Consider the following 13,239-nt stretch of genomic DNA (forward strand, 5'->3'; position numbering starts at 1 on the left):
GCGACACGGAGGCCGTTACTTGACGGCCAGCGCTTCCTCGATCAGCTTTTCACCGCCCGGAACCTTGGCGGCGAAGTTCTTGTAGGCCGACTGTTTGGCGATCGCGAGCCAGGCATCGTAATCGGCCTTCGACATTTCGACCACCTCGACGCCTGCCTTCTTGAAGGTGTCGATCATCAACTGGTCGCCTTTGCGGACTTCCTCGTTGAAATAGGCCTCGGCTTTTTCGCCGGCGGCGAGGATTGCCTTCTGCTGATCAGCGTTCAACCCTTCGAAGATGCGCTTCGACATGAGAACCGGCTCGTACATGAACCACAGCGCGTTTTCTCCGGGGGCCGTCAGGCACTTTACCTGCTCGAACAGACGGTAGGAGACAAAGCTTGCCGATGAGGTGTTGGCCGCATCCAGAACGCCGGTCTGCATGCCGGAATAGATTTCCGAAGACGGCATGGAGCCGATAGAGGCACCGGCGGCGGCCAGCATCTCTTCGAACGCCGGACCTGCTGCACGGATCACCTGCCCCTTCATCGTGTCGGGTGCCGTGATACAGCCCTTCTTCGAGGCAAAGGCGCCGGAAAGCCAGGCATCGGCGATGACGATTGCGCCCTGTTTTTCGATGATGCTCTTGATGTTCTTCATGAACGGCGAGTCATTCAGCCGCATGGCGCGGTCGAAATTGCCGACCAGTCCGGGCATCAGCGTTGCCGAAAATTCGGGGTGGCGACCGGACGCATAATCGAGCGGAAACGAGGTGATGTCGAGCAGGCCGCGGGTGACTGCGTTCCACTGGTCGTTCGGTTTAAACAGCGAGGAGCCGGGGAACACCTGGATGGTGAGGCCGACCTTGGCCGCCGCGACCTCCCGGGCGATCAACTGGACCATTTCGTCGCGGATATCCCCTTTGCCTCCGGGAAACTGGTGTGATGCCTTCAGGATGGTCTCCGCCTGTGCGGCCGAAGACGAGATGACGGTCGCGGCAAGAGCCGCGCCGAACGCAAGAATGCGGGCGTAACGTTTCATGATATTCCTCCCTTTGTTCCGGCCTCCCAACCGGCATGTCGAAATGTGCGCTCATCTTGCGTACGATGTCAATAATCTTGTATACAAAAAGCATCAGAGGATATACGCGGATCAATCATGTCGGAGAATGCCTTCTACAAGCTGCGCGACGAGATCGAGAACGGCATTGTGACCGGCGAGTTCGAGCCGGGTGAGCGCCTGGACGAAATGCAGCTGGCGGCTCGTTTCGGCGTGTCACGCACGCCGATTCGCGAGGCACTGATGCAACTCAGCGCCATCGGTCTCGTCGAGATCCGGCCGCGTCGTGGCGCCTGCGTTGTCGATCACCCGCCGCAATATGTCTTCGAGATGTTCGAGGTGATGGGCGAGCTGGAGGCGATGGCCGGTGCGCTTGCCGCACGCCGGCACACGGATGCCGACAGGCAGGCCTTGTCGAGTTCGCATGAAGGCTGCCTTTCCTCTGCCGCAAGCGGCGACACGGATGCGTACTACTATGACAACGAGGTGTTTCACCACGCGATCTACGCCGCAAGCCACAGCGCTTTCCTGAAGGACCAATGCATTGCGCTGCATCGGAGACTGAGGCCCTATCGCCGTCTGCAATTGCGGGTCCGCAATCGCATGCAGATCTCCGTCCGGGAACATGGCGCGATCGTCGAGGCGATCCTGGCGGGGGAGGCAGAGGAGGCGCGTGCGCTCCTGCGCAGCCATATTATCGTTCAGGGAGACCGGTTCAGCGACCTTGTTGCCGGCATCCAGTCGATGAAGATGCAGGCCAAGGCGCGATAAGATCGGCGCCGGCCAGAATGCCGACGACGTTCGCCTAGAGATAATCGGCCTTTGCTCTGCGTGATTCCTGCCGCATCAACTCAACAAATGCCTCACAACTCCAGGACAGCGCGGCGTCGGTCCTGGAAATGAGCCCATAGTCCGCCGGTTTTGCCGGGTGGAAGGGCCGCATGATCAGTCTGTCGCTCTGGAAAAACGATGCGATCAGTGTCGGCACGATCGCGATGCCGAGCCCCTGGGATGCACAGACACACGCCGTTTCCACGGAATGGACCTCGAGGCTGCAGCGGTAACTCGGAACCATCCGACGCAATTCGTGCTCCAGCTCGTTGCGGTTGATGCGCTGCCGCCCCAGCAGGATCAGGTCGTTGCGGGCAAGATCGTTGACGTCGATGGTTTCCTTGGCTGCCAACGAATGGCCGACCGGCATGACGCAGGTCGTGCCGCTGGAATAGAGCGATACCGCGTTGAAACCCGGTTCTTCCGGCGGCAGGCGCACGAAACCGAGATCGGCTGCCCGTCCCCGCACCATCCCTTCGATCGCCGCATAGGGCCCGCTCAAGATTTCGATCGTCACCCGCGGGTGATCGACCTTAAAGCGCGCCACGAGCGGCGGCAGCATGGTCGTTGCCAGGCTGTGGGGAAACGCCACGCGGATCAGGGCGTCTCCGAAGGCGCCGGTGCGGATATCGCCGATCTTCGTGCGCAGCTTCGCCATACTCTGCGAAACCTCTTCGACCTCTCCGGCGAGCAGAAAGGCTTCGGGTTTCGGTTTCAGTCGCCCTTTCTCGCGCAGGAAAAGCTCCCGGCCGATCTCCTCCTCAAGGGCCGCAAGTTGACGGCTGATGGCCGACTGCGACAGCCCGAGCTGCGATGCAGCCGAGATCGTCGAGCCCGTATCCATGATCGTCTTGAAGATTTCCAACTGCTTGAAGTTCATGCGCCTGATCCTAGGCGGATTGCTTGTGAAGGCAAGCGCTCATCGATCCGCCACCCACGCGCGAAAAACGCATAGGGTGATGCCGTCACCTCATACGATTGCGGCAATGTCAAAGGGCGCTATCGTTTCGCCAACACAAAGAGAAAAAGGGGTTCCAAACCATGATCATCGACTGTCCCATGATGGCCTGCGGGACGTGACAAGGTGAGCGTCTTCATCATCCGTCGGTTGATGCAGAGCATCGCCGTTCTGTTCGTGACCGCTGTCGTTGTTTTCCTCGGGGTCTATGCCATCGGTGATCCTGTCGAGATGTTGATCTCTCCGGATGCCAGTCCCGCCGAACGCGCCCAGGTGATTGCCTCGCTCGGCCTCGACCGACCTATGTGGCAGCAGTTCCTGACCTTTCTCTGGAACGCCGTTCACGGGGACCTCGGGCGCTCCTTCGTTTTCAACCGGCCAACCATCAGCCTCATCCTCGAACGGCTGCCGGCGACGCTGGAATTGACGCTGACGGCCCTCGTCATCGCGCTTGCCATCGGCATTCCCCTCGGATTGATCTCGGGGCTGAAGCCGAACAGCGCCACGGACGAAGCCATCATGACCGGTTCCATTCTCGGCTTCTCGCTGCCGAGTTTCTGGCAAGGCATGATGCTGATCATGATCTTTTCCATCTGGCTGGGCTGGCTCCCGTCCACTGGGCGGGGCGAACTCGGATCCTTTCTGGGCATTCAGTCGAGTTTCTTCACACTGGACGGTCTCACCCATCTGATCCTGCCAGCGATCAACCTGTCTTTGTTCAAACTGTCGCTCGTCATCCGTCTGACGCGCACCGGTGTGCGTGAAACCATGCCGCTCGATTTCGTCAAGTTCGCCCGCGCCAAGGGCATTTCGGAACGCCGCATCGTCTTCGTCCATGTGCTGAAGAACATTCTCATTCCCCTCGTCACGGTCATCGGCATGGAACTCGGCAGCATGCTGGCCTTCGCCGTCGTCACCGAAACGATCTTCGCCTGGCCCGGCATCGGCAAGCTGCTGATCGATTCCATCATGCGCCTCGATCGCCCGGTCGTCGTCGCTTACCTGCTGGTCATCGTCAGCCTGTTCATCCTCATCAATTTCGTGGTCGACATTCTCTATTCGCTGATCGACCCGCGCGTACGGCTGGGAGAACAGTCATGACAGCCTTGTCCTTTCTCCTCAGAGACGAAACGACCACGGGTCGCCTGCTGCGCGGCATCGCCACCAGCCCCAAGGCATTGGTCGCCACCGTCGTCTGTCTTCTTCTTTTCCTGGCGGCACTCGTCGGTCCCTGGATCACGCCGCAAAACCCCTATGATCTCGCCGTGCTGGACATTCTCGATGCCAAGCTTCCGCCTGGCTCGGAAAGCATGAACGGCATGGTCTACTGGCTGGGCACGGACGGCCAAGGCCGCGACATGCTCTCGGCGATGATCTACGGCCTGCGCACCAGCATCGGCGTCGGCGTCTTCTCCGGCATCGTCGCACTGGTCATCGGCACCATCCTCGGGCTGATCGCCGCCTATTATGGTGGACGGATCGACGCGCTGATCATGCGCATCGTCGACCTGATGCTCGGTCTGCCGACCATCCTGGTGGCGCTGATGCTGCTGGCGCTTCTCGGCCAGGGGCTCTGGAAGGTGATCTTCGCCCTCGTTCTGGTGCAATGGGCAACCTTTGCCCGCTCGGCCCGCAGCGCGGCTTTGGTGGAAAAGAACAAGGATTATGTCGAAGCCGCCGTGACCCTCGGTATCGGCACGCCGCGTATCCTGTTCGGCCATCTTCTGCCGAACTGCCTGCCGCCATTGATCGTCATCGGCATGCTGCAGGTGGCGAATGCGATCTCCGCCGAGGCAACACTCTCTTTCCTCGGCATCGGCCTTCCGATCACCGAACCCTCGCTTGGGCTGCTGATCGCCAACGGTTACCAGGTGCTGATGTCCGGCGAATACTGGATCAGCGTCTATCCAGGGCTTCTGCTTCTGCTGCTGGTCTTCTCGATCAACATCACCGGTGACCGCTGCCGCGAAATCCTCAATCCCCGTCTGGGCGAAAGGTAAGCGCCATGACGCAGCCCGTTCTCGAAGTTACGAATCTCTCCACCCATTTCCCCACCCGGCGGGGCGTCATCAAGGCCGTTGACGAGGTCAGCTTCACCGTCGGACAACGCGAAATCGTCGGGCTGGTCGGCGAATCCGGATCCGGCAAGTCGATCACCGGTTTCTCCGTCCTGGGCCTCGTCGATCCGCCGGGTCGTGTCGTCTCCGGCAGCATCCGCTTTCAGGGCGAAGAACTGACGCAGCTTCCGCAAAAGGCGATGCGTGCCATCCGCGGCAAGCGGATCGCGATGATCTTCCAGGATCCAATGATGACGCTCAATCCGGTGCTCTCCATCGGAACGCAGATGGTCGAGGCGGTTCTGGCGCATGACAGGGTCAGCCGGACGGAGGCCCGCAACCGCGCTCGCGACGCGCTCGGCATGGTGGGCATCCCTTCCCCGGAGGAGCGGCTGGATGCCTATCCGCATCAGTTTTCCGGCGGTATGCGGCAGCGCGTCGCGATTGCGATCGCGCTTCTGCACCGACCCGACCTCATCATTGCCGACGAACCGACGACCGCACTCGACGTGACGATCCAGTCGCAGATCCTTTATGAGATCAAGCGGCTGGCGCAGGAGTTCTCGATGGCGCTGGTGTGGATCAGCCACGACCTCGGCGTCGTGGCAGCGCTGGCGGACCGGGTTCTCGTCATGTATGCGGGCCGGATCGTCGAGGCCGGTCCAGTCGAGGATGTGCTGTCACAGCCGGCGCATCCCTACACGCTGGGGCTGATGCAGGCGATCCCGTCGGCGGTGCCGCGCGGCGAACCGCTGCGCCCGATCCCCGGCATGGCGCCGTCGCCGCTGGCGCGTCCCTCCGGCTGTTCGTTTCGCGACCGTTGCCAGCGGGCGACCGAGATCTGTTCGGCCGAGCCGCGGCTCGACATTCTCGCCGACCGCGAATGGCGCTGTTTTCATCCAAATGAGGGGAGGGCAGCATGATGGGCACCCCGCTGATCGAAGCGAAGAATGTTAGCCGCCGCTTTTCCCGCAAACTCGACTATGCGGAAAAGATTGCCCGCGCGTTCGGTGCCAATCTGTCGGAAAAGACGGTGCATGCCGTCGATGAGGTGAACCTTGCCGTTCACAGCGGCGAGGTGGTGGGGCTGGTTGGGGAATCCGGCTGCGGGAAGTCCACGCTTGGCCGCGTGATGGCCGGCATCATGCCGGCGAGTGGCGGCGAGGTGCGCTGGAAGGGACGAGAGCTTGCTGGCCTCAAGGGGCCCGACAAGCGGCAGGCGCGGCTTGCCGCCCAGATGATCTTTCAGGACCCGATGTCGACGCTCAATCCGCGTAAGCGGGTAATCGACATCATCGGCGAAGCACCGCTCGTCCATGGTCTCGTCACCCGTCCGGCGCTTCGCGATTACGTGGCGGACCTGGCTCAGCGCGTCGGCCTCGACCCATCCTATCTCGATCGTTATCCGCACCAGTTTTCCGGCGGACAGCGCCAGCGTATCGGCATTGCGCGCGCGCTTGCCGTCAAGCCTGAACTGATCGTCTGCGACGAATCCGTTGCGGCCCTCGACGTCTCGATCCAGGCCCAGATCCTCAACCTGTTCATGGATCTGAGAAAAGAGTTCGGCCTGACCTATCTCTTCATCAGCCATGACCTCGGGGTCGTCAAACATATCTGCGACCGCGTGGTGGTGATGTATCTCGGGCGCATCGTCGAAACGGGCACGCCGGACGAGCTCTTTTCCAACCCGAAACACCCCTATACGCGGGCCCTGATCCGCGAATTGCCGAGCATCAGCGACAGGCGGCGCGACTTCACGCCGGTGAAGGGCGAAATCCCGTCACCGCTTCATCCGCCGTCCGGCTGCCATTTCCACCCGCGCTGTCCGCATGCCTTCGCCCGCTGCCAACAGGAAAGACCCCTGCTGCAGGAGACCGGGCCGGGGCAGGCGAGCGCCTGCCACCTGAATGACGAACCGAGCCCGGCAGCAAGAACCGGGACCTTCAGCACCGTCAGTTAACCGAGAGAGGAACCTGAACCATGTACCGCAAGACCTTTTATGCCGCGATGATCGCCAGCACGATGCTCGCCTCATCGATTGCATCCGCCGCCACCCTGACGATCGGCAGCGCGACCGAGCCGTCGTCCATCGATCCACAGTTCTCGCGCACGGGCAACAACCAGAATGTTGCCATGCAGATTTTCGATCGCCTGCTGGAAACCGATACCACGATCGGCATCCACCCCGCCCTAGCCGTCTCCTGGAAAAACATGGATCCTCTTACCTGGCAGGTGAAGCTGCGCGAGGGTGTGAAGTTCCACGACGGTTCGCCGCTGACGGCAGAGGACGTGATCTTCTCCCTCACCCGCGCCAAGAATATTCCGAACAGCCCGGCGCCCTTCTCCGGCAATGTCGCGGCCATCGCCAGCATGACGGCGGTCGATCCCCTGACCATCGAGTTCAAGACGAAGAAGCCGACGCCGGATTTCATCGAGCAGGTGGGTTTCGTCTATATCGTCAGCAAGAAGGCGGCTGAAAATGCCACGATCGAGGATTTCAACAGCGGCAAGGCGGCAATCGGCACCGGCGCCTACAAGTTCAAGTCCTGGACGCCGGGCGACAACCTGTCGCTCACGCGCAATGACGATTTCTGGGGCAAAAAGCAGGACTTTGACAACGTCGTCATCAAGTTCATCTCCAATGACGCGTCTCGCGTGGCGGCATTGCGCTCGGGCGCGGTCGACCTGATTGATGCGGTTCCGCCGGGCGATGTGAAGACGCTGTCGTCGATCTCCGGCCTGAAGGTCTTCTCCATTCCTTCGGCACGGTTGATCTACCTCGCGCTCGACAGTTCCCGCGACCAGTCCCCCTTCGTCACGGACAAGGATGGCAAGCCGCTGGCGAAGAACCCGCTGAAGGACAAGAATGTCCGCATTGCCTTGTCCGAACTGATCAACCGTCAGCTGATCGTCGATCGCATCCTGGATGGTTCCGGCGAACCCGCAGGCCAGCTTGTGCCGCCCGGCGTTGCCGGCAATGAACCGCTGATTGCCGCGCCCGCCTATGCGCCGGAAGATGCCAAGAAGCGCCTCGCCGCAGCTGGTTATGCCGATGGCTTTGGCATCACGCTGCATACGTCGAACGACCGTTTCCCCGGAGATGCGGAGACCGCACAGGCGCTCGGCCAGATGTTTGCGCGCGGCGGACTGAAGGTGAACGGCGTGGTGGCGCAGCCCTACAATGTCTACACGAAGGGTGCCTCGGCGCAGGAATTCAGCGCCTTCATCTTCTCGCTCGGCAACTCCACGCCGACCTCTGCCACGGGCCTGCGCAATCTGCTGATGACCAACAACAAGGAGGCGGGCACCGGTTCCTTCAACCGCGTTCGCTACAGCGACCCGACCTTCGACCAGATGATGCAGGAGGCGATGGGGGAATTCGACGCCGACAAGCGCATTGCCCTGCTGCAGCAGGCAACGACCTACGTGTTCCAGGACATGCCGATCATTCCGCTCTTTTGGCAGAAGGTGCACTGGGCCGGCAAGGCCACGCTCGCCTATGACGCGAACATGACCGAAGACACCAGCGCGACGCTGACCAAACTCGCGAAATAACCTCTCGGCGGGCGCTGTTGGCGCGGCGTCCGCCTTTCTCTCTGACATCAAGGACTGCACGATGACTATGCTGGCGTCTTCCGGCTTGGAGGCGATTGCCGACGACGTACTTGTGGAACGCGACGTGATGGTGGCGATGCGCGACGGCGTGCGTCTGGCGACCGACGTCTACCGGCCGGCCTCCGGTGGCCGGGCGCTCGCAACAAAACTGCCCGCCATCCTGGAGCGAACGCCTTACGGCAAACGCGAACGATCCCGCTCGGAGATCGAGGTGGGCATGGTGAGCCCGATGCGTCGCGATGAGGTCGCAACGCACTTCGTGCGCGCCGGTTATGTCGTGGTCTACCAGGATTGCCGTGGTCGCTACGGCTCGGAAGGGGAGTTTTCCAAATACATATCGGAGGCTGCCGATGGTTTCGATACGGCAGAATGGCTTGTCGCTCAGGACTGGTCGAACGGCCGCTTCGGCACGATGGGGCTCTCCTATGCCGCTCATACCCAGGCGGCGCTCGCCTGCCTCAATCCGCCGGGATTGGCCTGTATGGTGATGGATTCGGGCGGCTTTTCCAACGCCTTTCAGTGCGGTATCCGCCAGGGCGGCGCCTTCGAACTGAAACAGGCCACCTGGGCTTACAACAATGCCCGAGAGGCCGCCGATGGTCTGGTGCGATCCGCCATCGAGGCGGAGGATATCCGCGCCTGGTTTCGCGCCATGCCCTGGAGCGAAGGCATTTCGCCCATCCGCGAGGCACCGGAATATGAAGCCTATCTGCTCGACCAGTGGCGCAGCGGCACCTTTGACGACAGCTGGCGTCGGGTCGGGCTCTACATGGAAGGTTCGTATGCGACGTTTCCGGAGGTGCCGGTGGTGCTGATGTCGAGCTGGTATGATGCCTATGTCAAATCGACACTCGACAACTTTGCTGGCCTGTCGAACGGGCGCCGGCCGCTGTCTTTGATCATGGGCCCCTGGCTTCACGGCAACCGCAACAGCACGTTCGCCGGTGATGTTTCGTTCGGACCGGAGGCGCCGATCGGCGGCCAGGTCGCGGAAAGCTGGCTCGATTTCCGCCGCCGGTGGTTTGATCGCTGGCTGAAGGGCGAGGTGCCGAGCGGCAAGGAGGAACCTACCGTGCGGTATTTCCTGATGGGTGGTGGTTCCGGCTCGAAGAACGAGCAGGGACGTCTTGAGCATGGCGGCCGCTGGTGCATGGCATCCGAATGGCCGCTGCCGGATGCGTCCACGCAGTCGTTTTACCTGCACAAGGGCGGCCGGCTGCGGTTAACCGAACCGGCGGGCGAGGGCACCGCGTTCACCTATGATTTCGACCCGAGCAATCCGGTGCCGACCATCGGTGGATCACTCACCAGCGGCCAGCCGATCTTTGAAGGCGGCGGTTTCGATCAGCGCGAAGCGGAGCGCTTCTTCGGCTGCCGCAATCTTGGTCTCCCGCTGTCGGCGCGGCCGGACGTTTTGTCCTTCGAGACGGAGCCGCTTGGCGAAGATCTCGCCGTCATCGGTCCGGTCACCATCGAGCTGCATGTGAGCTCCAGCGCACCCGATACCGATTTCACTGCCAAGCTCATCGATGTCTATCCGCCGAGCAAAGACTATCCGCTGGGTTTTGCGCTCAACATTACCGATGGCATTTTCCGCTGCCGGTACCGGGATTCCTTCGAGGCGCCGCGTGCGATCGAACCTGGGGAGGTCTTTGAGATTACCATCGAACCCTTTGCAACGGCCAATCTCTTCAAGAAGGGACATCGGATCCGCCTGGATATCTCCTCGTCAAACTTTCCGAAGTATGATGTCAATCCGAACACCTTCGCACCGGAAGGAACGGGACGGGGCAAGCAGATTGCCCGCAACACCGTGTTCAGCAGTCGTGAGCGGCCATCGCATCTGGTGCTGACGGTCGTTCCCGCCCATCGTATAACGCCGCTGAAACCGGGTTCGACGAAGAACAAGAGCACGTTGCCCGCATGAGCGTGACCATCGCCATCACCGGCCAGGCCCTCATCCACGAACCGCTTTGCATGGACGGCGCGGAGGCGGCAGCGGTTTGCGATTTCCTTAAGGCTGACGCGACGATCGGCAATTTTGAAGGTGTCGTGGAAGCGACCGGCGCCTGGCCGACGAAAACGAAAACCGTGCACGCCGTGAAGGAAACGGCCGTCGCCTCCCTGGCCACCCTCGGCTTCACGGCCATGGCGCATGCCAATAACCACGCGTTTGATCTGGGGCCGCCCGGAATCGCCGCCACGCATGACGTAATGCAGCGCCACAACATCCGGCTTGCGGGAAGCGGGGCAAATATCGCCGCGGCGTCGCGTCCTGTCGAATGGGCGGTCCGGCAACACAAATTCGCGCTCTTTTCGGTCGATCTCGGTCCTCAGGGTGAGATCGTCTATGCCAGCGCGGACCGGGCGGGAATTGCGCCCTTGCGGATTCACCGCACGACGGCGCTGCCCGATCAGGACTATGCGAGGCTGTTGGCGATCCACGAGGAGACCGGGGATGCGGCGCGTCTGGCGGCGAGGCGCAGGACGGGCTACAGCCCGTCCGTCCACGAGGGTTTCGAAGCCTTCGGCAGCCGGTTCGTGACCGGGGAGCGCGTGGAAGGCCGCTGGAGCGCGGATTCCGCAGACCTGGAGCGCCTGACGACGGCACTGCGCAATGCCAAAAGCCTTGGCCGGATCGTCATTCTTGCCCTGCACAACCACCACTGGGATGCGGATTGGGCGATGCCGCCGGGCTGGCTTGATCGCCTGGCCAGAGAACTGGTGGATGCGGGTGCCGACGTGATCGTTGGAACGGGCGCTCCGGTGATGCAACCGGTGCGCTTTTACCGCAACAGGGCGATCATGCCGGGCCTTGGAAACTTCATCTTCCACACAGGTCGTGCCGATGTCTACGACGAAAAGCGGGTGGATGTCTGGCGCAGTGTCGCCGTGCGCCTCACGCTCGATGCTGGCGGTGCCATGGAGGGCATCGAGATCCTGCCGATTCAGGCCGCGCGGCTGTCGGCCGATCCCCAATCTCCCAGACCGCTTGCCGGGGACGATGCGCATGAGATCCGCGAGCGCTTCATGTCCGGAACGTCCTCGCCGGTCGAAGCTTGACGTTTGGCTGTGGGTTCGGCCTAATCCCGCGCGGCCATGTCCTTGGTCAGGACTTTTCAACCACCTGCACATGAGATGATCTCAACGCCATGGCACTGACACTTATCACGACGGACGTTGCCGCAGCGGAACACATCGCACGGATCGGAGAAAACCTCTCCGCCTTTAATGACCAGGATGTGGGAGCCTCCGAACGGCGCAGCCTGGCAGTCCTCGTGCGGGACGACGAGGAGAGGCTGGTTGCCGGTATCAACGGTTATACGGCCTGGGGATGGCTTTTTGTCCAGTGGCTGTGGGTGGAGGATGGGCAGCGCGGCCAGGGGCTGGCCGGGCGGATGCTGGAGGCGGCGGAAGAGGAGGCACGCCAACGCGGCTGTCACGGCGCGTGGATCGACACCTTCAACCCCGCCGCGGAAAAGGTCTATCGCCGGCAAGGGTTCGAGGTTTTTGGCGAACTGCCCGACTTCCCGCGCGGCCGCACGCGCAAGTTCCTGAAAAAGAGCCTCTGAGGGCCTCTCAGCCTGCCAGTCTCCCGCCCGTCATCGGCGCCGGTGCGCCCGTCGTTGTCGGGAAGCTGATCGGCAGGTTGCGCAGCACGCGCACGGCGAGAAACGCAAAACATTCGGCTTCGACCGCATCACCACGCCAGCCGAGCGTTTCGGCGGGCAGGACCTCGATCCGGCCGCGTTCCGCCAGCATCCGCATCAGCGTCGGATTATGCCGGCCGCCGCCGCTGACAAAAATTTTGTGCGGGCGCTGCGGCAGGAGATCCAGCGCCTTGCCGACGGCAGAAGCCGTAAAGGCGGTGAGTGTGGCTGCCCCATCCGCCACATCCAGTCCCTCGGCCATGGCGGCACCAAAATCGAAGCGGTCCAGCGACTTCGGGTAGGCGGCAGTGAGGTAGGGATGACGCAGAAGCTCCGCGAGCCGGGCCTCGTTGACCTGGCCGGCGGCGGCGGTTTGTCCGTCGACATCCATGTCGCCCAGCCCGTGGGATTTCATCCAGTCGTTGATCGGCGCATTGGCCGGTCCCGTATCGAAGGCGACGAGCACAGCCTGACCGTCACTCCAGGTGATGTTGGCCACGCCGCCGAGATTGAGCACGGCGGCCGAGCCATCTTGGACGGCGCCCTTCAGCAGCGCTGCATGATAGACGGCGGCCAAAGGCGCTCCCTGGCCGCCCGCACGCACGTCCGCACTGCGGAAGTCATAAGCGACCTTCGTGCCGAGCAGTTCGGCCATCAGCCGGCCGTTCCCCAATTGCCGGGTGGCCCCCGGTATCCCAAGCTGCGGCGCACGATGAAGGACGGTCTGGCCGTGGAAGCCGACAATGCCGATCTCACTCATCGAAAGGCCGGCATCCTCGACAAGGTTCAGCACCGCCTGCGTCTGCGCCCGGGTCAGGGTGTCCTCGGCTTCTGCAAAGATAGCCGGTTCTTCGCCGTCGAAATTCCACCGCCGCGCTTGCGCAAGGGTCTCTTCGAGAAGATCGCGCACCGATCGATCGTATGGAGCGAGCGTATAGCGGCCAAACTCGGCGATGGTTTCGCCATCCGTCTTCAACAGCGCCACGTCGATATTGCCGTCCAGCACGGTTCCGGTCATCAGGCCCACGGCCCATATCGGCTGCATGTCGTTCCCCTCAGATCTGGTTGATCGCATCCGCGACGGCGGCGC

12 protein-coding genes are annotated in these 13,239 nt (G+C 62.2%); 9 read left to right on the forward strand and 3 right to left on the reverse strand.

The genetic code is table 11. The annotated features are described in order from the left end of the window. Positions 1-15 precede the first annotated feature (15 nt). Positions 16-1,020 (reverse strand): TRAP transporter substrate-binding protein, encoded by a 1,005-nt coding sequence (locus tag OU993_RS14780; protein WP_268158603.1) that lies wholly within the window; start codon positions 1,018-1,020, stop codon positions 16-18. Between the two features lie 117 nt (positions 1,021-1,137). On the opposite strand from OU993_RS14780, the gene OU993_RS14785 reads away from it, so the two are divergent. Then, on the forward strand, positions 1,138-1,809 hold the full coding sequence (locus tag OU993_RS14785) for a GntR family transcriptional regulator (RefSeq protein ID WP_268158605.1): 672 nt from the start codon (positions 1,138-1,140) through the stop codon (positions 1,807-1,809). Between the two features lie 34 nt (positions 1,810-1,843). Here the strand turns inward: OU993_RS14785 and OU993_RS14790 are convergent, their stop codons facing one another. After that, on the reverse strand, positions 1,844-2,749 hold the full coding sequence (locus OU993_RS14790) for a LysR family transcriptional regulator (RefSeq protein WP_268158607.1): 906 nt from the start codon (positions 2,747-2,749) through the stop codon (positions 1,844-1,846). A gap of 204 nt (positions 2,750-2,953) precedes the next feature. Here OU993_RS14790 and OU993_RS14795 point away from each other — a divergent pair, with 204 nt between their 5' ends. From OU993_RS14795 to OU993_RS14830, 8 genes are all read left to right on the forward strand, one after another. Continuing rightward, entirely contained in the window at positions 2,954-3,928 is a 975-nt protein-coding gene (locus tag OU993_RS14795) for an ABC transporter permease (RefSeq protein ID WP_268158609.1), read from the forward strand. Next, entirely contained in the window at positions 3,925-4,827 is a 903-nt protein-coding gene (locus tag OU993_RS14800) for an ABC transporter permease (RefSeq protein WP_268158611.1), read from the forward strand. The genes OU993_RS14795 and OU993_RS14800 overlap by 4 nt, the downstream gene beginning before the upstream one ends. A gap of 5 nt (positions 4,828-4,832) precedes the next feature. Further along, positions 4,833-5,807 (forward strand): ABC transporter ATP-binding protein, encoded by a 975-nt coding sequence (locus tag OU993_RS14805; protein WP_268158612.1) that lies wholly within the window; start codon positions 4,833-4,835, stop codon positions 5,805-5,807. Beyond that, the gene (locus tag OU993_RS14810) at positions 5,804-6,844 is read left to right on the forward strand and encodes an ABC transporter ATP-binding protein (RefSeq protein ID WP_268158613.1); all 1,041 of its coding nucleotides are present in this window, start codon (positions 5,804-5,806) and stop codon (positions 6,842-6,844) included. Before OU993_RS14805 ends, OU993_RS14810 begins: the two co-directional genes overlap by 4 nt. A gap of 20 nt (positions 6,845-6,864) precedes the next feature. Next, complete coding sequence (locus OU993_RS14815) at positions 6,865-8,439, forward strand: ABC transporter substrate-binding protein (protein ID WP_268158614.1); 1,575 nt, start codon at positions 6,865-6,867, stop codon at positions 8,437-8,439. A gap of 61 nt (positions 8,440-8,500) precedes the next feature. Then, entirely contained in the window at positions 8,501-10,426 is a 1,926-nt protein-coding gene (locus OU993_RS14820; protein WP_268158616.1) for a CocE/NonD family hydrolase, read from the forward strand. Further along, positions 10,423-11,562 carry a CapA family protein gene (locus OU993_RS14825; RefSeq protein WP_268158618.1) on the forward strand — a complete coding sequence of 380 codons (1,140 nt, stop codon included), beginning with the start codon at positions 10,423-10,425 and terminating at the stop codon, positions 11,560-11,562. The genes OU993_RS14820 and OU993_RS14825 overlap by 4 nt, the downstream gene beginning before the upstream one ends. An 89-nt stretch (positions 11,563-11,651) precedes the next feature. Beyond that, a complete protein-coding gene (locus tag OU993_RS14830) occupies positions 11,652-12,071 on the forward strand; it encodes a GNAT family N-acetyltransferase (protein WP_268158619.1) in 420 nt (139 codons plus the stop codon). 7 nt (positions 12,072-12,078) lie between these two features. On the opposite strand, the gene OU993_RS14835 is transcribed toward OU993_RS14830, so the two are convergent. After that, positions 12,079-13,194: an anhydro-N-acetylmuramic acid kinase gene (locus tag OU993_RS14835; RefSeq protein WP_268158621.1), complete on the reverse strand. Its 1,116-nt coding sequence runs from the start codon at positions 13,192-13,194 to the stop codon at positions 12,079-12,081. Positions 13,195-13,239: the final 45 nt, after the last annotated feature.

It is taken from the genome of Rhizobium sp. SL86, assembly GCF_026672545.1.
In the GTDB taxonomy this organism is placed as follows: domain Bacteria; phylum Pseudomonadota; class Alphaproteobacteria; order Rhizobiales; family Rhizobiaceae; genus Neorhizobium.

Excerpts from the sequence above, each read along its gene's own strand:
- OU993_RS14820 (WP_268158616.1), top strand. The coding sequence starts at position 8,501 with ATGACTATGCTGGCGTCTTCCGGCTTGGAGGCGATTGCCGACGACGTA.
- OU993_RS14825 (WP_268158618.1), top strand. The coding sequence starts at position 10,423 with ATGAGCGTGACCATCGCCATCACCGGCCAGGCCCTCATCCACGAACCG.
- OU993_RS14815 (WP_268158614.1), top strand. The coding sequence starts at position 6,865 with ATGTACCGCAAGACCTTTTATGCCGCGATGATCGCCAGCACGATGCTC.
- OU993_RS14800 (WP_268158611.1), top strand. The coding sequence starts at position 3,925 with ATGACAGCCTTGTCCTTTCTCCTCAGAGACGAAACGACCACGGGTCGC.
- OU993_RS14835 (WP_268158621.1), bottom strand. The coding sequence starts at position 13,194 with ATGCAGCCGATATGGGCCGTGGGCCTGATGACCGGAACCGTGCTGGAC.
- OU993_RS14830 (WP_268158619.1), top strand. The coding sequence starts at position 11,652 with ATGGCACTGACACTTATCACGACGGACGTTGCCGCAGCGGAACACATC.
- OU993_RS14785 (WP_268158605.1), top strand. The coding sequence starts at position 1,138 with ATGTCGGAGAATGCCTTCTACAAGCTGCGCGACGAGATCGAGAACGGC.
- OU993_RS14810 (WP_268158613.1), top strand. The coding sequence starts at position 5,804 with ATGATGGGCACCCCGCTGATCGAAGCGAAGAATGTTAGCCGCCGCTTT.
- OU993_RS14790 (WP_268158607.1), bottom strand. The coding sequence starts at position 2,749 with ATGAACTTCAAGCAGTTGGAAATCTTCAAGACGATCATGGATACGGGC.
- OU993_RS14780 (WP_268158603.1), bottom strand. The coding sequence starts at position 1,020 with ATGAAACGTTACGCCCGCATTCTTGCGTTCGGCGCGGCTCTTGCCGCG.
- OU993_RS14805 (WP_268158612.1), top strand. The coding sequence starts at position 4,833 with ATGACGCAGCCCGTTCTCGAAGTTACGAATCTCTCCACCCATTTCCCC.